Origin of the sequence: Fredinandcohnia quinoae (genome assembly GCF_022427965.1) — a bacterium.
Classification (GTDB): Bacteria; Bacillota; Bacilli; order Bacillales; family Bacillaceae_L; genus Ferdinandcohnia; species Ferdinandcohnia quinoae.
On record NZ_JAKTTI010000031.1, the window covers coordinates 1 to 22,992 of the forward strand.

A 22,992-nucleotide genomic window follows, 5' to 3' on the forward strand; every position below is an offset into this window, starting at 1 on the left:
CAAATGCGCCTTGGCGTATTTGCGCCCAGATTTTTTCGAGCTTGCTCGAAAAACTCCCTTTAAAAATCTGAGGCATCCGCCGGAGGCTTTAACTTTATTCAGTAGGGATATGCCAACCATGCAAATTAAAAACGGATTTGGATTCATCTCGCCTCTTTTAAAAGTTAAAGACTTTCTGAATAAAGTTAAAATACCATTAATTTTATTTTGCCTTACTTTTACATGAAGGTAAAGGATTTTTGGTAGAATTGTCTGTACAATTTTATGTAAATTTAGTGACAAAGGCAAAGAAAAATATTATATTCATAAAATAAGTGCTTTAAAAAGGAGATGCAAGCAGTGAAGGATGTAGGTTTAGTCTTAGAGGGTGGTGGCATGAGGGGAGTATATACAGCAGGAATTCTTGAATTTTTCATGGAACAAAAGATATATATTCCATATGTAATTGGTGTATCTGCTGGTGCCTGCATGGCTGCCTCTTACTTATCACGACAAAAAGGTCGTAACAGAATAGTAAATATTGACTATGTGAATAATCCCGAATATCTATCGGTACGTAATTATATAAAACAAAAACAATTATTTGGAATGGATTATATTTTTGATGAAATTCCTAATAAGCATGTACCATATGATTATCAAACATTTTTTGAATCAGAGGAAGAATTCGTTATAGGTACAACCGACTGTGAAACAGGAGAACCGTATTATTTTAGAAAAGCGGATTATGAAAATGACATGCTAACAGTAATAAGGGCTTCTAGTTCTTTACCATTTGTTGCTCCTATCGTTGAGTATCAAGGTAAAAAATTATTAGATGGAGGAATTTCAGATCCAATTCCCCTTAAGAAATCACAGCAAGATGGTAATACGAAAAATATCGTAGTATTAACACGAAATCGTGGCTATTTCAAAAAGAAATCGAATATGATTTGGATGGTTAAAAGAAAGTACAAGCAATATCCCCAATTGGCAAAAGCAATGGCTGAGCGTTATATTCGCTATAATGAAACGATTAAATACCTAGAGCAAGAAGAAAAAGAGGGCCGTGTTTTTATACTTAGTCCTACTTCTCCACTAGAAGTAGGTAGAATTGAACGAAACCCTGTAAAATTAACAAATTTATATGAACTTGGTTATCAAGATGCAAGCCGATTATTTAATGATTTTCAGGAATGGTTATATAAATAAAAAGAGAGGAAGGAGGGTTAACATGCCATTCCTTCCTTTTATATGGATAATTCCTTCCTATCTACCCATCCAATTAGGACCTTGCCCCATATGCATATGGTGATGGTGTGCTCCGTGACCGTGTGGCATATGATGTCCACATCCGCAGCCAGGTCCATGTGGTATATGATGTCCGTGTCCACAACCACAGCCCATGATCATATTTGGTTGAACTTGATTATTTGGAAATTGCCAATCTGCATGAGGATTATTATTCATATTCCCCATCATTGGAAACCCCATTTGTGGCATATTTGATCCACTTGGGTCCATTGCATTTGGACTCATTTCAAATGAACCAAAATTAGGTTGTTGTACTGGTCCTTGGAAAGGGATTTGTGGATTTCCCCATTGCTGTCCACAACACGGTCTACTATCATCCATTCCCGGATTTGTATTTTGAAAATATGGATTCACATGCATTTGTTGATGAAAGTTATTCATAATATCGTCCTTTCTTTATCTGCTCTATATAATGTAATATGCCTATCAGACATATCCAGGATATAATATGTAAGGTTATAGATTTCGTGTGAATACCTATTAGAAATGGGTATTAGCCTTGTTTCTAGTATAAAAAACAACTATAATTTAACGTAACAAATAATGAGGTGCTTGAAATGGATAATGAGTTTGTTAATGATATTTTAAATAAACTAGCTGATGGACAATTGAATGAATTTAGAGTGACAAATGAACATTTTCTTACATTCAGAAATATTTTAGTAATAAGACCAGACTTCAAACATTTTCAAGGAATTGCTCAACATGGTGGAGATGTTATTTATCGATATATGAAGGAAGCAAGGAGCTAAAATACAAAGTAAGATTGACAAGAAAGCTATATATCAAGTAAAATTATCTTGAAGTCGAGATAATAAAAACGATTAAGGTGTTGATAATATGGAGACTAAAGAAACAGTTAACGATACGAACATCTCCTTAAAATTATTTATAATACTTTCTAGGGCATATCGTTCGGTTAACGAGCGAGTCGAAGAAGATGTTAAAGGATATGGACTCAATTTAACAGAATTTGCAGTTTTAGAGCTTTTATATCACAAAGGTGATCAGCCTATTCAACATATTGGAAAAAAGGTATTGTTATCAAGCGGAAGCATCACATATGTTGTTGATAAATTAGAGAAAAAGAAGTTGATTGTTAGAAAACCTTGTCCAAAGGATCGTCGAGTGACATGGGCTTCAATTACTGAAGACGGTAAAGCTTTTATGGATGAGATTTTTCCAAAACATCAAAATGCAATCGAAAATATACTTGGTGGATTGGATACGAGCGAAAAAGAAGTGATGATTGAGCTTTTAAAAAAATTAGGGTATTTTGCCGAAAAGCACTAAAAATATCAAATCAGGCTATATGTCTTGACTGCCCTTTGTAAAACATACTATACTTGCTCTCATAAATAGGGGAAACTCCTATATGGATAGTAGAAAGGGAGATACAAAATGATTACAGAAGAGATTCAAAACCTTCTTTCAGATAAAATGACAATTATACATGAAAGCAATAAACATGATATATGTCTTGTTGGTCCAGTGAAATTACCTGTTCAATTAGATGATAAAGTGGTTAATTTTCAATGGTATACATGGTTAAGATTGGATGAAGAACTGACAAAAGCAGAAATATTAAATTCACTGGCACATACTAATCTAGCATCTATGCAGCAATCTTCTGTGCTTGTATATGGAGATTTTCAACATGCAGAAGAAGCTCCAGTTAGGATGCATAGTATTTGTCATTCAGGTGATATATTTGGAAGTAAGCGCTGTGATTGTGGATTTCAACTACATGAATCAATGAGAATGATTGTTAAAAATGGTAGTGGTGCACTTTTTTACCTTGCTAACCATGAAGGCAGGGGAATTGGTCTATTTACTAAATCATTAGCTTACCTTCTTCAGCAAGAGGGTTTTGACACAGTAGAAGCCAATCATGCACTTGGACTGGAAGATGATGTGCGTTCGTATAGTGATGCAATACGTGTGTTGCAAGAATTACGTTCACAACCTGTAATTCTAATCACCAATAATCCGAAAAAACTTGCTGCATTAAGAGAAAGTGGTTTAATGGCTGATCGCCACATTTCACTATGGGGGGATGTATCTGAATATAATAAGCATTACCTTCAAACAAAGGTTGAAAAATCTGGACATATTCCTGTAGATCAGAATTAGCAAGCGACTCCTAGAATCTTCAATTAATAATGTAAAATGTAAGGTAAGCTCATTTTGGCTTACCTTTTACTATATAATATAGAATTGATTTAAGGGGGAAAGATAATGGTAAATTACAGTGAATTGGTGCAGAGACAAAGAGAGTTTTTTTTACAAGGAAAGACAAAGGATTTGTCCTTTAGACAGGCTGCTCTTAACAAATTACTTAGCTTAATTAAGAATCATGAACAGGATATAATGGATTCACTAAAAAAGGATTTAAATAAAAGTGAATTTGATTCATATTTAACGGAAATCGGAATTATTTTAGAAGAAATTCGATTTACATTAAAGAACTTACATAAATGGTCGCGACCAAGACGGGTGAAAACGACACTAACCGGTATTGGATCAAAAAGCTATATTTATTCAGAGCCTTATGGTGTCACATTAATCATCTCACCATGGAACTATCCGTTTCAATTAGCTATCGCCCCATTAATTGGAGCAATTGCTGCTGGTAATTGTGTAATCTTAAAACCTTCAGAATTAACACCACATACATCAAAGTTATTATCAAAGCTTATTACTGATCATTTCCAAGAGGAATTTATTACTGTTATTGAAGGCGGTATTGAAACTAGTAATGCGCTCTTAAATGAAAAAACAGATTATATATTTTTCACAGGAAGTGTTCCAGTCGGCAAGATTGTTATGGAAGCCGCTGCAAAGCATTTGACCCCCGTAACATTAGAGCTTGGCGGAAAAAGTCCATGTATCATCCATAAAGATGCAAATTTAAAACTTGCTGCAAAGCGAGTTGCCTGGGGAAAGTTTACGAATGCAGGGCAAACGTGTATTGCACCTGATTATCTGATGGTTCATAGTGAAATAAAGGATGAATTTTTACCACTATTAAAAGACGCAATCACGGAACTATACGGTTCTAATCCACTTGCAAATAAGGAATTCACTAAAATCATTAGTGAACGCCATTTCAATCGTTTGACATCATTTTTAGAAAATGGGAAAAACTATTCTGGAGGAAAATTTAATCCAGATACACTTGTAATCGAACCTACGATCCTTGATGATATTTCTTGGGACGATTCGGTCATGCAGGATGAAATCTTCGGGCCTATCCTGCCGGTATTGGAGTATGAGGAGTTATCTAGTTTGATTAACCAAGTGAATCATCGTCCTAAACCACTGTCCTTATATATCTTTTCCGAAAGTGTGGAGGTGCAAAAGGAAATTTTAGATCGTATTTCATTTGGTGGGGGATGTATTAATGATACGGTGTACCACTTTAGTTCTCCGTATTTACCATTTGGTGGCGTGGGTGATAGTGGAATTGGTGCATATCACGGAAAAGGCAGTTTTGATGTATTTTCTCATGAAAAAGGAATTTTGAAGCAAACAACGAAGTTCGATCTCCCATTTCGATACCCGAATACAAAAAACGCATTGAAGAAAATTAAAATGTTTATTAAATAAGGATGGTGTATTATTCACGAAAACTTTGTAATATATCCTCCATATGTTTGATAACAAGGAAATATTAGGTGGATTTATGCTAGAGGATTTTTTTTCCATTCCTTTGCTTAAACTATGTATCCCAACAACTACAAGTGTTTACCATCTTTTGGGTAATGAATGAACATATTACAGCTGATAACCTTTTAGTAGAGCCAAGAGCACAACTACTAGGAGGAATGAAAATGAAAAAACTTAAAGGTTTATTATTAGCATCAACTTTAACGGTATCATTATTTGCATTTCATACAAATGTAGATGCTGCATCATCGACTCATACGGTTAAAAGCGGAGACACACTATGGAAGATTGGAATGAAATATGGTGTATCCGTTCTTGAGTTGAGAGATATGAATAATAAAATAAGTAATATGATTTATCCTGGACAAAGACTAGTAATCCCACAAACTATTTCTGCTTCAGATAAAGAATTACTAGCAAGATTAGTCCAGGCCGAAGCAAAGGGTGAACCATATGCAGGTAAAGTTGCAGTTGCTACGGTTGTATTAAATCGAGTTGATTCACCTTTATTCCCTAATACAGTTAAGAAAGTTATATATGAACGTTCTGAGAATGGAAGCTATGCGTTCACACCTGTACAAAATGGGCAGATTAATCAAGCTGCGGATTCAAGTGCTAAAAAAGCCGTTGAAGAAGCTCTAACATTTCGTGGACAAGGAAAAGGCTCACTTTATTTCTATAATCCCGAAACAAGCAAAAGTAAATGGATTTTATCAAGAGAGGTAACTACTACAATCGGTAACCACCGTTTTGCTAAATAAGTTCGTATAAGTACCACCCAGTTCAATGAAAATTGAACTGGGTGTTTTTTTATGCTTCCCCTTCATATAGTAGGTAATAACATTTATTTACAAGGAGTGAAATCAATGGCGAAGGTACTTTTATTTTGTGATCCTGGTATTGATGATTCATTAGCTATAATGTATGGACTACTTAATCCTACTATTGAAATCGTTGGGATTGTCCCTGGTTATGGAAATGTAACACAAGAACAAGCTACCGATAATGTTGCATTTCTATTACAATTGGCTGGAAAGAAAGATATTCCAATTATCGCCGGGGCAAAGGGGCCATTAACCGGGGAGTTTACACCATATTATCCGGAAATACATGGTCAAAACGGTCTCGGTCCAATCCAACCTCCTGATACAATCAAGGGAGAACTACTGAACTTTGATGAAATTTTTAAATTAATCGAGCGTTATGAAAATGATCTATATATTGTGGATGTAGGTAGATCAACCTCTTTAGCAATTGCCTTTATTCTAGGTGGAAATATAATGAGAAAGGTGAAGGCATTTTACATAATGGGAGGGGCTTTTTTAGTACCGGGAAATGTAACTTCAGAGGCTGAGGCAAATTTTCATGGAGATCCGATTGCTTCAAACCTTGTTGTAGAGAAAGCACATAATCTATCAATTTTTCCTCTAAACGTAACAAATCATGCTATTTTGACTCCACAAATTGTTGATTATATTATCCAATTTCCAAATAATCCGTATCATGATTTAATAAAACCTATTTTTAATTATTATTTTAATTCATACAAGAAAAATGTTCCTGGCATACAGGGTACACCTTTACATGACGTAATTGCTTTAAGTGCAATTGTCAATCCATCAGTTGTGCATTATATTAGGAGAAGAGTTACAGTTGATCTCTTCGGAAAATCGAGAGGGCGAAGTGTAGCTGATTTTCGCCCTAAGCCAGAAAAGCAACAACCTGATACATTAGATCGAATTGCAATAAGCTTAAATTATAAGATATTTATGGAAGACTTTATGAAGGTTATGACGCAGGGTACTACAAGCTAAAATCAGAGTGTATAGGTAAGATTACGTAGTTCATTCGATATTCGAAATAAAATCAAAGCATTATTCTAGAAAAAAATAGTGTAAATGATATAGATTATAATTTTAGAATTTTCGGAAAAAATACCCAAGCTTTCTTAGGCACATTTCGCATATAATGTGAGTAAGGAAGCTTCTGTTTGTTGCCTAAGGTCAAAAAGTCAAAAAGTAAGACTTTAGGGGGTGTGAAAACATGTTGCTAAATCTTATTATCGCAGTTTGTATTGGCGGATGCATGGGGTTGCTAGGACATGCTAAAAGACAAGGAAAAATTGAAAAGCCAAGAATCACAAAGCGATTTATTTATCTAGGTTTTCTTGAGGAAGTTTTAATTGGAACAATTGCAGCTGTACTAATCGTCGTTACATCTGAAACAGAATCACTCTTTCGGGTTGTATTTCTATCCATATTAGCGGGTTATGGAGGAGATACAATTATCCAAAGCTTAGATCTCGTAAGACGCGTGCAAGTTTCAAAGAATTCTTTACAGCAAAAACCTACTAACGAACAGGAGACGATTGAGAAGAATGATGAAACAGGGATGTAGTTTTAAGCAAATAAAGAGAGAACCGATATTAATTATGAATATTTCTGTATATTAAAAGCTCTTATTCAGGCATACTGGTAAGGGCTTATTTTATTTGAAGCTTTAATATACTAGAGAACTGTCTATGAAAATGGTATAATCAGTAGCAATGAAATGAAATGGAGGATTTTGAATAGATGATTACTGTTACAAATGTAGGTTTGCGATATGGAGATCGTAAACTGTTTGAAGATGTTAATATAAAATTTACACCAGGCAATTGCTATGGCTTAATTGGAGCAAATGGTGCTGGTAAATCTACGTTTTTAAAAATATTATCAGGTGAAATTGAACCTCAAACAGGTGATGTGCATATGACACCTGGGGAACGATTAACTGTTTTGAAGCAAAATCATTTTGAATATGAAGAACATGAAGTAATTAATGTCGTAATTATGGGGCATGCCCGTCTTTATGAAGTGAAGCAGGAGAAGGATGCTATCTATATGAAGGCTGATTTTACGGATGAGGATGGAATGAGGGCTGCCGAACTTGAAGGTGAATTTGCAGAACTAAATGGTTGGGAAGCCGAATCAGAAGCAGCAATTCTTTTAAAAGGTTTGGGAATATCAGAAGACCTTCATACAAAGAAAATGGCAGAATTGACAGGTGCTGAAAAGGTAAAAGTACTATTGGCTCAAGCACTATTTGGAAAACCGGATATTCTTTTATTGGATGAGCCTACTAACCATTTAGACTTAAAAGCGATTCAATGGTTAGAAGAGTTTTTAATTAACTTTGAAAATACAGTAATTGTTGTATCACATGACCGTCATTTCTTAAATAAAGTTTGTACACATATGGCTGATTTAGACTATGGAAAAATCCAGATTTATGTTGGAAACTATGATTTCTGGTATGAATCCAGTCAGCTTGCATCAAAAATGGCTCAAGATGCCAACAAGAAAAAAGAAGAGAAAATTAAAGAGCTCCAAAACTTTATTGCGCGATTTAGTGCGAATGCTTCAAAATCGAAGCAAGCTACTTCTCGTAAAAAGCTTTTAGATAAGATTTCACTTGATGATATCAGACCATCTTCAAGACGTTATCCTTTTGTGGGCTTTACTCCAGAACGCGAAATTGGTAACGATCTTTTACGGATCGAAGGTTTAACTAAAACGATTGATGGCGTAAAGGTACTTGATAACGTGAATTTTATCATGAACAAAGGTGATAAAATTGCTTTAGTAGGAAAAAGTGAAATAGCGATTACGACCCTTTTCAAAATTTTAATGGGTGAGCTTGAGGCAGATAGTGGTTCATTTAAATGGGGAATAACAACATCGCAAGCTTATTTTCCAAAGGATAACTCGAAATTTTTCGAAGGTGTAGATTTATCATTAGTGGACTGGCTCCGACAATTTTCACCTAATGATCAAAGTGAGAGCTTCCTACGTGGCTTCTTAGGTAGAATGCTTTTCTCTGGAGAAGACGTTCTTAAGAAAGCAAGTGTCTTATCAGGTGGAGAAAAAGTACGTTGCATGTTATCTAAAATGATGTTAAGTGGGTCAAATGTTTTATTATTAGATGATCCGACAAACCACTTAGATCTTGAGTCTATTACAGCTTTGAATAATGGATTAATTGCATTTAAAGGTTCAATGTTATTTACATCCCATGACCATCAATTTATCCAAACGATTGCAAATCGTATTATCGAAATCACACCTAATGGTCTCGTGGATAAACAAATGACATATGACGAATACCTTGAAAATGAAGAAGTTCAAAAACAAGTTGAAAATATGTACGCATAATTAATTAAGAAAGGCCACGTCACATATAGTTGTGAAGTGGCCTTTTTACGATTATAATCACAATGCCTCACCTACATTGGAATCGAGGAGATCTGGATCAAGCGTATTTGACGTACTCACCCCGTTATTATTTGTAATGTAAATACCCGTGTTAAACGATCCAGACCCTGAAAATACCTTACTTGTAGATACTGGAGAAGCGTTCATCGTATTCCCAGTTATGATAATACCTTCATTACTATTAATTTCAATCGGACCTATGATGATAGAAGGCAATGATTTGCACCTACTTCCTGCATATATAGTATTAAACTATGTATACAAGTTAATATTGAAAGGTACAAACTCCTAAAGTTCTTAATTTCCGACATTAATTATAAAATAATGAATAACTTTCATTATGATTGAATATAATGTTTTGGTTGAAAAAAAGTGAAAATCCAATATAGGCTTTTCATTGATAGGGAGATAAATTATGACGTTAATTAAAAATTGTGTCATCGTACTATTGTTCGGATTATTAGTTGTAGGAATGATTTTCTATGGAGTAAAGCAAATTGACGCAAAAGAAAAAGTAGCATCTAACGAGATACAAATCATCGGAAATATTGCTAGTTAGCGTAAAATAGGTATACCAATATAAGGGAGACACTCGTATCGAGTGTCTCCCAATGGAAGTGGCTATTGTTGTGTTCCATTTCCGCTTTCAAGATGCTGTTGTGCCATTCGAATTAGGCGCTTAGTCATCTCTCCTCCTACGGAACCATTTGCGCGTGCGGTCGTATCTGCACCAAGCTCAACATTAAACTCATTGGCGATCTCTTCTTTCATTTGATCTAGAGCATTTTCAGCACCTGGAACCAATAGTTTGTTTCTAGCCATGATACATCACTCCCGACGTATATTTGAGTAATAATGATTACTCATCTTTAAAATGCCACATGGATTAAATTTGCATACTAAAAGAATGATGGAAATCTACACCAGTTCACATCTCCCTAATTGATTTTGTTTCAATCCCATTCATTTCGGCCTTCATCCAAACTGGGTCAAGTTCTTCTCCAATAAATACTAATGTAAGTGGATAGTTCATTAATTCCTTCATGTAGATCGGTGTACCATATGAATACTGGAAAGAATAATTGTGTTTAGAGTGTAAAAACTTTAAATATCCCTTTATCCGATAAATTGATTCAGGCATTGACCTTAGCCATTCCTCGAAAATATCTATATCTATTGGTCCAGAAAAAGTGTGTACATATGTTTTTACATGTAAATGAGCAACACTAGTCTTTTCATGTGGCTTACGTTCCAATGTCTGATAGGTTCTAATGTCATCAAGTTGAACAGATGCAAAACTTGTTAATAAGCATTTTGCTTGATTATTTAGCGATTGAATTTCAAAGACATTTTGCGCCTGTTCTTTTTCTGTTAATTGCTCAACTTTATTTAATATAAGAACATCTGCATGCTTGATTTGTTCTTGCAATAGGATTTTGAATTGTGGGGTTAGCGTATGACGGTCTTTCCAACGATTGGCATCAATGATTGTCACAATTCCTTGAACAGTGAGTTTGCTTGCAAACAACGGGGACATGCATGCGTCCAAAACCTCAATTGGATGTGCCACTCCCGTAGTTTCGATGTAGATGGAATCTAGCTCATAATCCTGTAATAGTTCTTGCAATTGAACCTCAAACTGACCTTGTATCGTGCAGCAAACACAGCCATTCAATAACTCTTTTAGAGGAGTATCCTCAGAAACTGCATTTGAATCAATCGAAACTTGGCCAAGCTCATTCATAACAACAGCCACTTTTCGTTTATTTTCTTTTTCCTGTGTAAGAATGTTTTTTAATAATGTTGTTTTGCCGCTACCTAAAAAACCAGATAAAATAAATACTTCAACTTTTTTCATGTAGAACTCCTATACTTGATTATTTTTAAGTAAAATGATAATGTCCCTAGACTTGTTTGTCTAGGGACTTGTCTTCAATGTTCAATGTCTAGCTCCAGGTAACTTGCACTATCCTAATTAAAATGCCCAGTTTCCGTTGCGAAATACGGGTTCAACTTTGCCGTCAGTAGTGATTCCGTCAATATCCATTTCAGCAGAACCAACCATGAAATCAACATGGGTAATACTTGAGTTCGCGCCTTTTTCAGCTAGTTCTTCTTTTGACATTGTTTTACCACCTTCAATACAGAAGGCATATGCATTACCTAGAGCAAAGTGGTTTGATGCATTTTCATCAAATAATGTATTATAAAAAATGATATTTGACTGAGAAATAGGTGAGTTATGTGGGACAAGTGCAACTTCACCTAAATAATGACTACCCTCATCTGTATCAACAAGGCGTTTTAGTGTTTCTTCTCCACTTTCGGCTTTTACACGAACAATGCGCCCTTTTTCAAAAGTAAGTGTAAAGTTTTCGATTAAGCTGCCGCCATAGTTAAGTGGTTTCGTGCTTGAAACATATCCGTTGACGCCTTCTTTCAAAGGAAGGGTGAATACTTCCTCGGTTGGCATGTTCGCGACAAATGGATTATTCTGCTCGTTTACGCTTCCCCCACCAATCCACATATGTCCTTCAGGTAGTTCAACAACTAAGTCAGTTCCGGGTGCTTTATAGTGCAATTTCTTATATTTCTTACCATTCAAATAATCTACTTTAGTATGAAGTGTTGCATTATGTTCCTTCCAAGCCAATACAGGATCGTCGGTATTCACGCGTGTTGCCTGGAAAATAGCTTCCCAAAGTTTGTCAACTTGTTCCTCAGATGAGAGATTCGGGAATACTTTTTCTGCCCAGCTTATTGATGGTACCGCGATAACAGACCAGCTAACTTTATCTGACATTGAATAGCTACGGAATTTATCCATTGCCATTCCTGCTGATTTATTAGCTTTTGCAATTCGTTCGGGGTCAACCCCTTTTAACAAATCCGGATTAGAGGAAACAATGGATAAGAATGCTGCTCCACCTTCTGCGAGTTCTTCCATTCCTTTTGCTTTCCACATTGGGTAATCAGTGAATGCTTCATCAGGTGCTAAATCATATCGAGTACGAGTTACCTCATCATCATTCCACTCTACATAAACATTTCTTGCACCAGCCTCGTATGCCTTTTTAACAACTTTACGTACATAGTCCACAGTTGAAATAGGTGCATTAATATTTAGATTTTGTCCTTTTTGGATGTTAACACCGACGCGTACAGCGAGGTCAGCATATTTCTCAAGCATTTGATCGAAATTAGTCATATGTATGCTCCTTTTTTGTTCAAAATAATTGAACGTAGTATATGTAATCTATTCTTCCTCATTTTATCACGAAATGAAAATTGAAGGAATTTTCACGAATTAATTACAAATGAAAAATTATGATAGTACTTATTGACAAGAATTAGCATATCCTTTATTGTACTAAGTGTACTATATGATGTAATACACATAACACACATAACTTAATCCTTACGAAAGGGGGATTTTACTTGTATTTTCAATTGGATGAGCGAAGTAATACTCCAATCTGGGAGCAAATTGTTAACCAAATCAAGGAATTAATTTTAAAAGGAGTCTTACAGCCGAATGACAAGTTGTTAAGTGTTCGTGAGCTATCTTCAACATTGCTTGTAAACCCAAATACAGTTAGTAAAGCTTATCAGGAACTAGAAAGACAAGGAGTTATTGAATCGAGACGAGGAAAGGGAACTTTTGTATCAGAACAAATTCCGACAAAGATAGATGATGAAAAGGTGGATGTGATTAAACAATCTTTAAAGCTGTTAATTGTAAAGGCAGCTTATCTCGGTATTGAAAAAGAGACATTCATGAACTGGATAGAAATCTACTTTGATGAGTTAGGAGGGGGAGAAGAAGATGCTTAGTGTTAAAAATTTGGTTAAGTGGATTGAAGGTCAAGCAGTTTTGGAGGATATTTCATTCTCAATTGAACAAGGAACGATAACTGGACTTATTGGCAGAAATGGAGTTGGAAAAACAACTTTACTACGAAGTCTCGTAGGCATTCTTGATCCAGATCAAGGAGAAGTGCTATTTGAAGGAAAGAATATTGCGATTAATCCAGAAGTAAAACAGTCAATTGTATTCGTTCCAGATTCATTTACGACATTTAACAACTATCATGTAAAAGAGCTCATTCAGTTGTATGATGCTATTTATGAGGATTTTGATGTTAGTTATTTTTACGAGTTATTGCAACGATTTAATCTTCCAAATAACCGAAAAGTAAGAAGTTTTTCAAGAGGAATGAAAGCATTGTTATTCATTATTTTATCTATCTCTACAAAGGCAAAATTGATTATTTTAGATGAGCCAACGAATGGGTTAGACGCAATTGCCAAAAGACAAATCCTTCAGTTTTTGCTTGAGGAAGTATCAGAATCTCAGCTTTCACTTCTAATATCAAGTCATCATTTAGATGAGCTTGAAAAAATATCAGATACTATTATTATGATGAGGGCTGGGAAAATTGAGTCTGTTATTTCAATGGAGGATGCTAAGCTTCATTATAAGAAATTACAGGTCGTCTTTAAGGATGGCATTATGCCAGAAGAAATTCTACAACTGTCCCACGTTGAGGAAATTAGTCGAATTGGAAGAGTTCATACCCTATTAATAAAAGGAAATGTTAATGAGACTGTGCAAATATTGCATGAATATCAGCCACTACTACTAGAACAATTACCAATGTCACTTGAGGATATGTTTGTGTCTGCATTAGGAGGGGATGGCATTGTTTAATAAGGCATTATGGATGAGGAACTATAAGCAATCGAAGTTTGTGATATGGGGTTTTTGGCTTGTCAGTTTGTATTTCGCGTATAAGTTTTACAATATAACTGAAGAAACCGAGTATTCGCTAGCAAATTGGGCGAAATGGGGAAATAGTGATCCATATCAATTCAACTTTGGTAATTATTTTGAAATCCCAGTATTTCAGATGCTCCTAATCGTTACATTGGCAACAGTATTGGTTGGGCTAGAACGTTCTAACCAAAGCATGGATTTTACTTTGTCATTACCATTTAAGCGGAAAGATATTTTTTTTGCAAAATGGGTATTCGGTGTGGTTCATATCTTTGCAGCAGTTACGGTGAGTATAATTATTTCAATCATTATACTAATTACTTCAGTTGTACACGATTACTTACCAGTAACAGCATTCGGATATTATTATATTGTTTCACTGATAACACTAATAGGTGCGTATTCCTTTAGTTTACTTATCGGTTTTATTGGTGCAAGTATTGTCTCACAATTTGCTTTTAGTATTATTTTTTTGGCATTGCCATATGGACTATACAATCTTATTTATCAAGGATTTAAATATCATTACCAGGCATTTACAGGGAATTATTTTAGTTATCCTGGCAAGTTACAAGAAATCGATCATCTATTTGAAAATTTATCATTTCCGACCCATCTTTTTGAATTAGATAATGATATTCAAAATATCTTTGTGTGGAAATGGTCTGATTACTCTAATTTATACTTGTTAATTGTCCCAATTGCAGTAACAGTACTCTCGCTTTTATTCACAAGTATTTTGTCAAAGAAAATGCAGAGTGAAAATAATGGGAAAGTCCTTGCTTATGAAAAGTTGCAACCTTATTTGAAAGCAGGAGTTTTTATTTGCTTCTATCTATTTGGAGGAATGCTTGTAGGGGGCTCAAGCCACCGATATGATGAAGTCCCAAGTTTACTTCCATATCATCTTGGCGGCCTTGGATTTAGCATTTTAGCATATTTTATTGTATCAAAATTATCAGGATTAAGATTACAATTCGGTAAGAAATAAGAGAAGGAGTTGTCGCAATGATTGAATTAAAAAATGTAAGTCATGATTTTGAAATCGGAAAAAAAGAGCATAAATCTATCATCCCTGTTCTTAGAAATATCTCATTTACAGTTGGACAAGGTGAAATTGTTACGGTTGTTGGACGAAGTGGTTCAGGAAAATCAACATTATTAAATGTGATAAGTGGTTTTATTCATCCAAAAGAAGGTGGGATTTTTATTGATGGAACAAAGGTTTCAGATCTAAATGAAGCGAAGTTTGCAGACTTTAGGCTGAAGCATCTTGGTTTTATTTTTCAAAGCTTTCAGTTAATACCAAGTATGACAGCATTCCAAAATGTGGAACTGCCTCTCATTTTAAAAGGTGTAAGTGATACAGAGAGAAAGCAAAAGACAAAGGAAATATTAGAAAAAGTAGGATTGCTAGAATTTAAGGATCATTATCCGAGCGAGCTTTCAGGTGGGCAACAGCAAAGGGTAAGTATCGCAAGAGCATTAATTGTTAATCCGCCAATTATTCTAGCTGATGAACCAACAGGAAGTCTGGATAGTGAAACAGAAGAAGATTTACTAAATTTCATTATTAAACTAAACAAAGAATTAGGGATCACGTTTCTAATTATTACCCATGATGAAAGGGTAGCAAGGATTGGGCATCGGACAATCGAAATTGCGGATGGACGTGTACTAGAGGAGGCTGTGTCAGTATGAAATTCGCAGATCAGTTTCGATTTGTAAGACAAAATATGAAGAAAAATAAAACTAGAATTTTTATGACCGTCTTAGCAACCGCAATGGGGTGTACGTTTTTAATTGTATTAGCATCCGTTGGATTTGGTCTTCAAAAATCAGTAGTAAAAGATATTACCGAACGTCAAATTGTTACCCAAATTGATGTCCATGGGAAAGAGGATAGCGAAGAGAAATTTCAGAATGTCACCGATGTGGATATTGCGTACTTCGAAGGGCTTGACAATGTTAAGGCTGTTACTCGTAGACAAATGCTTAATCATGCTGCTATTTATAAAATTGACGGATATACATCATGGGCTGAGACAGTTGTTACTCATTTTCCATCAGAGGTCAAAGCGGGGTTTGAACTATCTGAAGGACATCTTCCGGAAAATTCAAATGAAATTGTTGTCGGATATGATTTCCTTACAAATCTAGCAAAAGAAGGAATAGAAGGTGAAGAGCTCTATAACGAGAATGGTGAAGTTAAGGAAGAATTTCGTTATAAGGAAGAACTGTTAGGTAAAACTTTGAATCTTTCTGTTGTAAATCAAGTCGAAGGTGAAGAGAAAGAAAAGACAATCCCACTTACGGTTGTTGGAATAAGTAAAAAACCAACAAAGGAATGGATATTTGATCAGAATGTATTTATCTCAGAGGAAAAGCTAAATGAAATTGAAGAGTTTATGGGCACATCGAAGGGGATGGATGAGAATGAAAATTCCGGAATCCCAAAGTATGATCAAGTAAAAATCTATGCAAATAACATGGCAAATGTTGAGGATATTACGAGTGTGTTAGAAGATAAGAATTACTTAACATACTCAGTACTCAATGAATTGAAGGAAGTCAATATGATGTTTACAATTGCGAAAGCGGGATTAATTTTTATCGGTACAATTGCCATTCTTATCGCATCAATCGGAATTTATAATACAATGACAATGGCAGTTACCGAACGTGCTCCAGACATTGGGATTATGAAAGCGATAGGCGCTAACCCAGGCGTTATTAAAAGAATCTTTTTAATCGAGAGTAGTTATATTGGTTTGTTGGGTGCATTTTTTGGAACAATTGTTGCGTACGGAATTAGCGTTGCGGTTAACTTTGCGATACCATTCATCATTCAATCGGCATTTGGAGAGGAAATGCCTGAAGGACTAATGTTCTCATACATTCCGTGGACACTACCGGCAATCTGTGTATCTATTTGTCTACTAGTAACCATCATTTCAGGAATGAGACCGGCCCAACGTGCGACGAGGATAGATGTTTTAAAAGCAATGAGAAGAGAAGTCTAAGTGGATTTTTAAGTTTAAATATGAAACCAGTATCACTTCTTTTTCGTATATATAATGAAAAAGGGGTGATATTTTTAATGTTTAATGAAAAGCAACCAAAGATATTTGTTCCTAAGACAACCTCTGAAAAGGTAATGGATACTCTTTCTATTTTAATAATTATTGGGGCTTTTGCGTATATTGCTTCCATTTGGAGAAATCTACCCGACCAAGTGCCGTCTCATTTTAATGCAATGGGTGAACCAGATGACTGGAGTGGTAAAGGTATGATATTCTTATTACCTGTGATTGGAACGGTCATTTTTTTCTCTACATTTGTGGTAAGTAGATTCCCACAATTATTCAATTATCCGGTAAAGGTAACTAAGGAAAATGCAGAAAGACTTTATGTTATATCTCGTAAAATGCTTACAATTATAAATTTTGAATTGGTTATCTTTTTCGCGATAGGTACTTGGGAAATAGTAGAAGTGGCACATGGTGGAAAAGGGCTCGGTATTTGGTATTTACCAGTATTTTTAGTTGTTATTTTTGGAACAATCGGCTATTATATGTACCGTACTTTTAAGTTACGCTAAACTCGTATATGAAAGAGGGATATGAAATGATTATAGAGATAATCGCGCAAAATGTTGAGGATGCTGTGAGTGCCGAAAAAAATGGTGCCGATAGACTTGAGCTTGTTACAGCTATGACTGAAGGGGGCTTAACACCTTCATTTGGAACGGTTAAACAGGTTGTGAATAGTGTTAAGATTCCTGTTCGGGTAATGGTTCGTCCACATGGCTACTCTTTTGTATATTCTGATGAGGATAAACAGGTAATAATCGAGGATATAAGGGAAATTAAGGAAATAGGTGCTGCAGGTATTGTGTTTGGATCTTTAACTGAAGATGGAAATATCGATGAAGAATTTCTACAAAAAGTGATTGATGCAGCGGATGGAATGGAGATTGCATTCCATCGGGCGATAGATGATACCAAAGACCAATTGGCAGCGTTTGAATTGCTTCAGAAATACTCTGATTCCATTCATTCAATCTTGACTTCAGGAGGTAAGCCAACAGCTCTTGCTGGTATGGAGAATCTTGAAGAAATGATCACACGATCCAATGAGAAGCCTTCTCCAACAATTTTGCCTGGTTCAGGATTGTCTCTTCAAAATATTGCAGAGATACATAGCAAATTACATGCGAAAGAATATCATTTTGGTTCAGCTGTAAGAGTGAATGGAAAATTTAGCGAACCAATTGATGGGATTATTATTAAACAAATTAGAGAGATAGTTGGTTAAGTGTCATTTGATCTTGTTTTTCAAACCCTCATTTTAACATGAGGGTTATATTTTTGTATGCTCTCTGATATGAAAAATGCTAAAATATCAGGGAAGAGGATGTGGAAAATATATGAAAAAGAAGAGGTTGTTATTTGTGTTTGGGTTTCTCATTATTTTTGGTCTAATTTATGTAGGTTCCATTCATAATAAAATTAGTCGATCAATCAAAGTGGAAGTACCAAACAATGCAGACTATCTCATTATCCTTGGTGCTAAGGTAAATGGGAACATTCCTTCATTATCCCTTTCATATCGAATTAATACAGCGGCAGAATATTTACTTAATAACCCGAATACGATTGCAATTGCTTCTGGTGGAATGGGGCCAGGTGAAACAATTACAGAAGCTGAAGCTATTCAAAATGGGCTTATTGCTAAAGGGATAGATGAATCTAGAATATTTTTAGAGGACAGATCTACAAGTACATATGAGAATGTTTCATTTTCAAAATCATTCATTCCTAATGATGCACAACAAGGGATAATTGTAACAAATGATTATCACGTGTATAGAGCTGTTCAAATTGCAGGAGATGCAGATTTACATGTTGCTGGTCTAGCTGCGGATACTCCAAAGGTGACAATCGTTAAAGCGTATATAAGAGAGTACTTGGCAGTAACGAAATACTATTTACAAAAATACATATTTTAAATTGATAAAGAGAAGAACCTTCAAAAAGAAGGTTCTTCCTTAGAATTATTCACCGACTGCTTCCAACAACAAATCAACGATATGAACAGCCCGCATTTTTTCAGATAAGCCTTCACGTTCAATTCCTAACTTCATTTGTAAAAGGCAACCAGGGTTTGCGGTGACAATTGTTTTGGCATCTGTTGCCTTAACATTCTCCATTTTCGAATCAAGAATTTGCATCGACATTTCAGATTCTACAATGTTATAAATACCCGCAGAACCACAACAGCTGTCTGCATTTTTCATTTCACAGAACGTTGTATTTTGAATAGCTTCTAGTAATTTTCTTGGTTCAGCTGCTGTCTTCATCACATTACGTAAGTGGCAGGAATCCTGATAGGTGATGATTTGGATAGGTAGTTTGAGTTCTCTTTTATGAAACTCTAACTCTACTAAAATAGCCGAAATATCTTTTGTTTTATTTTTAAAGGAAATTGCGCGTTCAGCCCATACAGGATCATCCTTAAGTAAATGGTCATAATCTACAAGAAATGCACCACATCCACCAGCATTCGTTATAATGTAATCTGCTCCTATTTCTTCAAATGCTGCAATATTCCGTTTGGCTAATTCCTTCGCACCATCTTTTTCACCACTATGGGCATGTAAGGCACCACAACATGCTTGAGATTTTGGAATAACGATTTCACAGCCTGCAATTTGAAGAAGTTTCATCGTTGCATCATTTGTTTTCATAAACATTGTGTCCATAAGACAACCTGAGAAAAAGGCTACCTTTTTCTTTTTGGCTCCGATTGGTTCTAAATGTTCAGGGCGATTTTTCATTTCTTTTCCTGTCGGCACCCGAGGAAGTACTTTTTCCATTGATGCTAAGCTTTCTGGAAAAAGTTTCATTATTCCCGATTTACGAGCTACCTTTTGCATTCCTGACCGCTGGTACACACTGAGAAGCCCGGTAAGAGTTCTCATTCGATTTTGATGAGGAAAAAGACCTTCAAATACTGTTTTCCGGATCACACGAACAGGTAGAGAATGTTTTTTATTTTGATTAACGATATCTCTTGCTTCTTCTAGGAGCTGGCCATAATTGACCCCAGAAGGGCAAACCGGTTCACAGGCACGACAGCCTAAACACATATTTAGAGACTTCTCAAAATCCTCATCAGGCTCAATTAACCCATCAACAACTGCCTTCATTAGTGCGATCCGACCACGAGGAGAATGTGACTCTTGGAATCCTGATTCAATATAGGTTGGGCATGTTGGAAGACAGAAGCCACAACGCATACAATTTAATAACTCATCTTCATTCATTCGAGATTTAAATTCTTTTTGTATCTGCTCTTGCTCTTTTATAGTTGTCATTTTGATACCACCACACGTTTTCGAGAATCCTTTGCAAATACTTTCCCAGGATTCATGATGTTATTCGGATCAAGCCCTATTTTGATCGCTTTCATTGCATCGATTCCCGCAGCACCTAGCTTCATTTCTAGATATGGTGCTTTCATGACACCAACACCATGCTCACCAGTTATTGTGCCCCCTAGATCAATTGCCTTAGCAAAAATCTCCTCAAATGCTTTTTCAACCCGTTCGATTTCATCAAGATTTCGAACATCGGTTAAACAAGTGGGGTGTAAGTTCCCATCACCTGCATGGCCAAATGTACAAATACGAAGATCATATTTTTGGGCAATTTCTTCAATCGCTTTCACCATTTTTGCAATTTCAGAACGTGGAACTGTAGCATCCTCTAAGATTGTTGTTGGCTTAAGTCTAGCAAGTGCGGATAATGCAGAACGACGGGCTGTGCGAAGAGCCTCAGCTTCTTCTTCGGATTCAGCCGCTTTCACGGATACTGCATCCTCTGACTTACATATTTCTACAATTCTATCAATATCCCTTGTTACAACCTCTTCTGGACCATCTTGTTCAATGAGGAGGATTGCTTTTACATCGGTTGGTAGCCCAATTTGAGCAAATGCCTCAACTGCTTCAATTGTTGGCTGGTCGAGAAACTCGAGAGTAGTCGGGATGATTTTATTCGCAATAATTTTTGAAACTGTTTTTGCAGCAGCTTCAAGATCTTGATATTGTGCAAGAATCGTTTTCTTAGTTTCAGGCAGCGGAATGAGCTTGAGTGTTGCTTCTGTTATAATTCCAAGCGTTCCTTCAGAGCCAACGAATAGACGAGTCAAATCATAGCCAGCAACATCTTTCGCAAGCTTTCCGCCGGTACGGATAATCTCACCATTTGCTAGGACAATTTCAAGAGCTATTACATAATCCCTTGTTACACCATACTTTAAGCCACGCAGCCCTCCCGAGTTTTCATTAATATTTCCACCAATTGTGGAGATCTTCATTGAGCTAGGGTCTGGTGGATAAAATAAACCTTTTGCTTCAACTGCCTTTGTTAAATCAAGTGTAATAACACCTGGTTGAACTGTTACGGTTAAATTTTCCTCATCAATTTCAACAATTTTATTGAGAAGTTTGAATAAAAGAACGATACCTCCTTCTGTTGGACATGTTCCTGCGCAAAGATTAGTCCCAGAGCCACGAGGTACGATTGGAATATTGTATTCATTACATACCTGTACAATCTTTGATATCTCCTCTTTATTGCGTGGAGAAATGACTGCATCAGGCATTGCTTGAAATTGAGGAGTTGCATCATATGAATATACAAGTCTTCCAGTCTTGGAATCATCATAGTTATCCGAACCCACGATATTTATAAAAATTTGTCTAGCCTCATTTGTTATCATTTTCCCGCCTCCAGTATAAGTACTTATATATAGCATAAAAAAAAGCGGAAAAATCCGCTATAGATAAAGCTACAAAAATATAGTGATAAAAGTTTAAATTTTTGGATGTTGCTCTAAAAAGAGTAGTGAAATATGTAATGTCGATAAATCAACGAAGCTACGTGGGTCAAGACCGGTCATTTCCTCAACCTTTTTCAATCGATAATGTAACGTATTTACATGAATATGAAGAAAATCGGCGGTATTTTTGATTGATTGGTTTTCATTGATAAAAGTTTGAAGTGTTTCAATTAATACTTTTTCAGATAAAAGAGTACCTATTGTCCTATTAATAAATTCTTGTCTATTTTCCTGACTGATTTCTTGTAGGAGCATTTCTAATTTTAGTTCATCATCAAAGGTAATTGTGTTGTTACGTTTTGCAACGATTAATGCACGTTCAGCTTGATTAAATGATTGTAGAATATGATGCGCAAATACCACTTTACCAACTCCAAAAGAAAGCAATACATCATATTCTATTTCCATTTGCGATTTCAATTGTTGAAGAATGTTTTCAAGCTTCTTTTTAGGTTGTTCGGGAAAAATTAGTAAAAGACGGTTATTCCCCCAACGCACATAAATATTTATATCCTCTGAATGATTTCTTTGCTGAAATTGATTCCAAATACTTCTTTCATTACTATTTGTTGATGTGTCGATCTGGACGAGTATCACTTGGCGACCAATAGAAAGATCAATGCCTAGTACATCAGCACGATTTCTAAATTCAGATGTGAATTCTTTTGAATGTAGCCAATCAAATACAAATGCTTCAAGTACACGAGAACCCCATTCTATCTGTTCAGCATAATAGCTTTCCTGTATAAGGAGTTCAGTCATTTTTTTTAATAACTCACCATAATGCGAAACGTTCTCGGGCTCACCAGTAATCCCGATTACACCCACAACTTTATTTTGGAATTGGACAGGAAGATTAATCCCAGACTTAACACCACGCAATGATTTTTCCATCTCTGTCGTAATAATCAGATTTCCGCTTTGTCGTCGACTAGCTAATAGGGCACCCTCATGAAATGCTCCAAGTCTATCAGCATTTGTACTTGCAATAATCGTCCCTGAAGTATCAACGATAATTATATCCTCATCAATTAATTTACGGACCTCTTGAATAATTTTTTTTGCAAGTGAAGGTAATAACATTAAGAAGAC

Annotated in this window: 26 protein-coding genes and 1 pseudogene; 19 read left to right on the plus strand and 8 right to left on the minus strand. The window is 35.6% G+C overall.

What is annotated here, in order from left to right:
- Window positions 1-226: hypothetical protein (locus tag MJG50_RS16640; protein WP_240256880.1), on the plus strand; the 226-nt coding region annotated here is incomplete at its 5' end.
- A gap of 104 nt (window positions 227-330) precedes the next feature.
- Window positions 331-1,191, plus strand: a complete 861-nt coding sequence (locus MJG50_RS16645; protein ID WP_240256881.1) for a patatin-like phospholipase family protein — start codon at window positions 331-333, stop codon at window positions 1,189-1,191.
- A gap of 57 nt (window positions 1,192-1,248) precedes the next feature.
- Here the strand turns inward: MJG50_RS16645 and MJG50_RS16650 are convergent, their stop codons facing one another.
- Entirely contained in the window at window positions 1,249-1,674 is a 426-nt protein-coding gene (locus MJG50_RS16650) for a hypothetical protein (protein ID WP_240256882.1), read from the minus strand.
- 176 nt (window positions 1,675-1,850) lie between these two features.
- Between MJG50_RS16650 and ykzS the strand changes: the two genes are divergently transcribed.
- From ykzS to MJG50_RS16690, 8 genes are all read left to right on the plus strand, one after another.
- On the plus strand, window positions 1,851-2,045 hold the full coding sequence (ykzS, locus tag MJG50_RS16655) for a protein YkzS (protein ID WP_240256883.1): 195 nt from the start codon (window positions 1,851-1,853) through the stop codon (window positions 2,043-2,045).
- Window positions 2,046-2,133: 88 nt separating this feature from the next.
- Window positions 2,134-2,586, plus strand: a complete 453-nt coding sequence (locus MJG50_RS16660; RefSeq protein ID WP_240256884.1) for a MarR family winged helix-turn-helix transcriptional regulator — start codon at window positions 2,134-2,136, stop codon at window positions 2,584-2,586.
- A 108-nt stretch (window positions 2,587-2,694) separates the two neighbouring features.
- Complete coding sequence (locus MJG50_RS16665; protein ID WP_240256885.1) at window positions 2,695-3,426, plus strand: GTP cyclohydrolase II; 732 nt, start codon at window positions 2,695-2,697, stop codon at window positions 3,424-3,426.
- A gap of 105 nt (window positions 3,427-3,531) precedes the next feature.
- On the plus strand, window positions 3,532-4,902 hold the full coding sequence (locus MJG50_RS16670) for an aldehyde dehydrogenase (protein WP_240256886.1): 1,371 nt from the start codon (window positions 3,532-3,534) through the stop codon (window positions 4,900-4,902).
- Between the two features lie 224 nt (window positions 4,903-5,126).
- Entirely contained in the window at window positions 5,127-5,723 is a 597-nt protein-coding gene (locus MJG50_RS16675) for a cell wall hydrolase (protein WP_240256887.1), read from the plus strand.
- Window positions 5,724-5,828: 105 nt separating this feature from the next.
- On the plus strand, window positions 5,829-6,776 hold the full coding sequence (locus MJG50_RS16680; protein WP_240256888.1) for a nucleoside hydrolase: 948 nt from the start codon (window positions 5,829-5,831) through the stop codon (window positions 6,774-6,776).
- 229 nt (window positions 6,777-7,005) lie between these two features.
- Complete coding sequence (locus MJG50_RS16685; RefSeq protein WP_240256889.1) at window positions 7,006-7,359, plus strand: DUF4257 domain-containing protein; 354 nt, start codon at window positions 7,006-7,008, stop codon at window positions 7,357-7,359.
- 176 nt (window positions 7,360-7,535) lie between these two features.
- A complete protein-coding gene (locus MJG50_RS16690; protein ID WP_240256890.1) occupies window positions 7,536-9,155 on the plus strand; it encodes an ABC-F family ATP-binding cassette domain-containing protein in 1,620 nt (539 codons plus the stop codon).
- Window positions 9,156-9,212: 57 nt separating this feature from the next.
- Here MJG50_RS16690 and MJG50_RS16695 read toward each other — a convergent pair whose 3' ends face one another.
- On the minus strand, window positions 9,213-9,431 hold the full coding sequence (locus MJG50_RS16695) for a spore germination protein (RefSeq protein WP_240256891.1): 219 nt from the start codon (window positions 9,429-9,431) through the stop codon (window positions 9,213-9,215).
- Window positions 9,432-9,630: 199 nt separating this feature from the next.
- Between MJG50_RS16695 and MJG50_RS16700 the strand changes: the two genes are divergently transcribed.
- Window positions 9,631-9,774: a hypothetical protein gene (locus MJG50_RS16700; protein WP_240256892.1), complete on the plus strand. Its 144-nt coding sequence runs from the start codon at window positions 9,631-9,633 to the stop codon at window positions 9,772-9,774.
- 62 nt (window positions 9,775-9,836) lie between these two features.
- On the opposite strand, the gene MJG50_RS16705 is transcribed toward MJG50_RS16700, so the two are convergent.
- The 3 genes from MJG50_RS16705 to MJG50_RS16715 all read right to left on the minus strand — a co-directional run bounded on the left by MJG50_RS16705 (window position 9,837) and on the right by MJG50_RS16715 (window position 12,423).
- The gene (locus tag MJG50_RS16705; protein ID WP_240256893.1) at window positions 9,837-10,037 is read right to left on the minus strand and encodes an alpha/beta-type small acid-soluble spore protein; all 201 of its coding nucleotides are present in this window, start codon (window positions 10,035-10,037) and stop codon (window positions 9,837-9,839) included.
- Between the two features lie 106 nt (window positions 10,038-10,143).
- Window positions 10,144-11,073 (minus strand): CobW family GTP-binding protein, encoded by a 930-nt coding sequence (locus MJG50_RS16710; RefSeq protein WP_240256894.1) that lies wholly within the window; start codon window positions 11,071-11,073, stop codon window positions 10,144-10,146.
- Window positions 11,074-11,190: 117 nt separating this feature from the next.
- Window positions 11,191-12,423, minus strand: a complete 1,233-nt coding sequence (locus MJG50_RS16715; protein ID WP_240256895.1) for an aminopeptidase — start codon at window positions 12,421-12,423, stop codon at window positions 11,191-11,193.
- 230 nt (window positions 12,424-12,653) lie between these two features.
- Here MJG50_RS16715 and MJG50_RS16720 point away from each other — a divergent pair, with 230 nt between their 5' ends.
- From MJG50_RS16720 to MJG50_RS16755, 8 genes and pseudogenes are all read left to right on the plus strand, one after another.
- Entirely contained in the window at window positions 12,654-13,049 is a 396-nt protein-coding gene (locus MJG50_RS16720; protein WP_240256896.1) for a GntR family transcriptional regulator, read from the plus strand.
- 79 nt (window positions 13,050-13,128) lie between these two features.
- Window positions 13,129-13,926, plus strand: a pseudogene (locus MJG50_RS16725) (ATP-binding cassette domain-containing protein); the annotation flags it as partial.
- Window positions 13,919-14,983, plus strand: coding sequence for an ABC-2 transporter permease (locus MJG50_RS16730; protein ID WP_240256898.1), 1,065 nt, complete (start codon window positions 13,919-13,921; stop codon window positions 14,981-14,983). The pseudogene MJG50_RS16725 and the gene MJG50_RS16730, both read left to right, overlap by 8 nt.
- 17 nt (window positions 14,984-15,000) lie before the next feature.
- Window positions 15,001-15,693, plus strand: coding sequence for an ABC transporter ATP-binding protein (locus tag MJG50_RS16735; protein ID WP_240256899.1), 693 nt, complete (start codon window positions 15,001-15,003; stop codon window positions 15,691-15,693).
- Window positions 15,690-17,015, plus strand: a complete 1,326-nt coding sequence (locus MJG50_RS16740) for an ABC transporter permease (RefSeq protein ID WP_240256900.1) — start codon at window positions 15,690-15,692, stop codon at window positions 17,013-17,015. The genes MJG50_RS16735 and MJG50_RS16740 overlap by 4 nt, the downstream gene beginning before the upstream one ends.
- A 77-nt stretch (window positions 17,016-17,092) precedes the next feature.
- Window positions 17,093-17,593, plus strand: coding sequence for a DUF1648 domain-containing protein (locus tag MJG50_RS16745; protein WP_240256901.1), 501 nt, complete (start codon window positions 17,093-17,095; stop codon window positions 17,591-17,593).
- A gap of 26 nt (window positions 17,594-17,619) precedes the next feature.
- Entirely contained in the window at window positions 17,620-18,309 is a 690-nt protein-coding gene (locus MJG50_RS16750; protein ID WP_240256902.1) for a copper homeostasis protein CutC, read from the plus strand.
- 112 nt (window positions 18,310-18,421) lie between these two features.
- The gene (locus MJG50_RS16755) at window positions 18,422-19,003 is read left to right on the plus strand and encodes a YdcF family protein (RefSeq protein WP_240256903.1); all 582 of its coding nucleotides are present in this window, start codon (window positions 18,422-18,424) and stop codon (window positions 19,001-19,003) included.
- 45 nt (window positions 19,004-19,048) lie between these two features.
- On the opposite strand, the gene MJG50_RS16760 is transcribed toward MJG50_RS16755, so the two are convergent.
- The 3 genes from MJG50_RS16760 to MJG50_RS16770 all read right to left on the minus strand — a co-directional run bounded on the left by MJG50_RS16760 (window position 19,049) and on the right by MJG50_RS16770 (window position 22,983).
- On the minus strand, window positions 19,049-20,371 hold the full coding sequence (locus MJG50_RS16760) for a (Fe-S)-binding protein (protein ID WP_240256904.1): 1,323 nt from the start codon (window positions 20,369-20,371) through the stop codon (window positions 19,049-19,051).
- Window positions 20,368-21,780 carry a glycolate oxidase subunit GlcD gene (glcD, locus tag MJG50_RS16765; RefSeq protein WP_240256905.1) on the minus strand — a complete coding sequence of 471 codons (1,413 nt, stop codon included), beginning with the start codon at window positions 21,778-21,780 and terminating at the stop codon, window positions 20,368-20,370. Before glcD ends, MJG50_RS16760 begins: the two co-directional genes overlap by 4 nt.
- Window positions 21,781-21,873: 93 nt before the next feature.
- On the minus strand, window positions 21,874-22,983 hold the full coding sequence (locus MJG50_RS16770) for a CdaR family transcriptional regulator (protein WP_240256906.1): 1,110 nt from the start codon (window positions 22,981-22,983) through the stop codon (window positions 21,874-21,876).
- Window positions 22,984-22,992 lie beyond the last annotated feature (9 nt).

Bases quoted from the DNA above. Each gene is read 5' to 3' on its own strand.
- MJG50_RS16715 (WP_240256895.1), bottom strand. From the start codon at position 12,423: ATGACTAATTTCGATCAAATGCTTGAGAAATATGCTGACCTCGCTGTA.
- MJG50_RS16685 (WP_240256889.1), top strand. From the start codon at position 7,006: ATGTTGCTAAATCTTATTATCGCAGTTTGTATTGGCGGATGCATGGGG.
- MJG50_RS16675 (WP_240256887.1), top strand. From the start codon at position 5,127: ATGAAAAAACTTAAAGGTTTATTATTAGCATCAACTTTAACGGTATCA.
- ykzS (WP_240256883.1), top strand. From the start codon at position 1,851: ATGGATAATGAGTTTGTTAATGATATTTTAAATAAACTAGCTGATGGA.
- MJG50_RS16700 (WP_240256892.1), top strand. From the start codon at position 9,631: ATGACGTTAATTAAAAATTGTGTCATCGTACTATTGTTCGGATTATTA.
- MJG50_RS16710 (WP_240256894.1), bottom strand. From the start codon at position 11,073: ATGAAAAAAGTTGAAGTATTTATTTTATCTGGTTTTTTAGGTAGCGGC.
- MJG50_RS16755 (WP_240256903.1), top strand. From the start codon at position 18,422: ATGAAAAAGAAGAGGTTGTTATTTGTGTTTGGGTTTCTCATTATTTTT.
- MJG50_RS16670 (WP_240256886.1), top strand. From the start codon at position 3,532: ATGGTAAATTACAGTGAATTGGTGCAGAGACAAAGAGAGTTTTTTTTA.
- MJG50_RS16760 (WP_240256904.1), bottom strand. From the start codon at position 20,371: ATGACAACTATAAAAGAGCAAGAGCAGATACAAAAAGAATTTAAATCT.
- MJG50_RS16705 (WP_240256893.1), bottom strand. From the start codon at position 10,037: ATGGCTAGAAACAAACTATTGGTTCCAGGTGCTGAAAATGCTCTAGAT.
- MJG50_RS16680 (WP_240256888.1), top strand. From the start codon at position 5,829: ATGGCGAAGGTACTTTTATTTTGTGATCCTGGTATTGATGATTCATTA.
- MJG50_RS16645 (WP_240256881.1), top strand. From the start codon at position 331: ATGCAAGCAGTGAAGGATGTAGGTTTAGTCTTAGAGGGTGGTGGCATG.
- MJG50_RS16750 (WP_240256902.1), top strand. From the start codon at position 17,620: ATGATTATAGAGATAATCGCGCAAAATGTTGAGGATGCTGTGAGTGCC.
- MJG50_RS16650 (WP_240256882.1), bottom strand. From the start codon at position 1,674: ATGAATAACTTTCATCAACAAATGCATGTGAATCCATATTTTCAAAAT.
- glcD (WP_240256905.1), bottom strand. From the start codon at position 21,780: ATGATAACAAATGAGGCTAGACAAATTTTTATAAATATCGTGGGTTCG.
- MJG50_RS16665 (WP_240256885.1), top strand. From the start codon at position 2,695: ATGATTACAGAAGAGATTCAAAACCTTCTTTCAGATAAAATGACAATT.
- MJG50_RS16690 (WP_240256890.1), top strand. From the start codon at position 7,536: ATGATTACTGTTACAAATGTAGGTTTGCGATATGGAGATCGTAAACTG.
- MJG50_RS16660 (WP_240256884.1), top strand. From the start codon at position 2,134: ATGGAGACTAAAGAAACAGTTAACGATACGAACATCTCCTTAAAATTA.
- MJG50_RS16745 (WP_240256901.1), top strand. From the start codon at position 17,093: ATGTTTAATGAAAAGCAACCAAAGATATTTGTTCCTAAGACAACCTCT.
- MJG50_RS16735 (WP_240256899.1), top strand. From the start codon at position 15,001: ATGATTGAATTAAAAAATGTAAGTCATGATTTTGAAATCGGAAAAAAA.
- MJG50_RS16740 (WP_240256900.1), top strand. From the start codon at position 15,690: ATGAAATTCGCAGATCAGTTTCGATTTGTAAGACAAAATATGAAGAAA.
- MJG50_RS16770 (WP_240256906.1), bottom strand. From the start codon at position 22,983: ATGTTATTACCTTCACTTGCAAAAAAAATTATTCAAGAGGTCCGTAAA.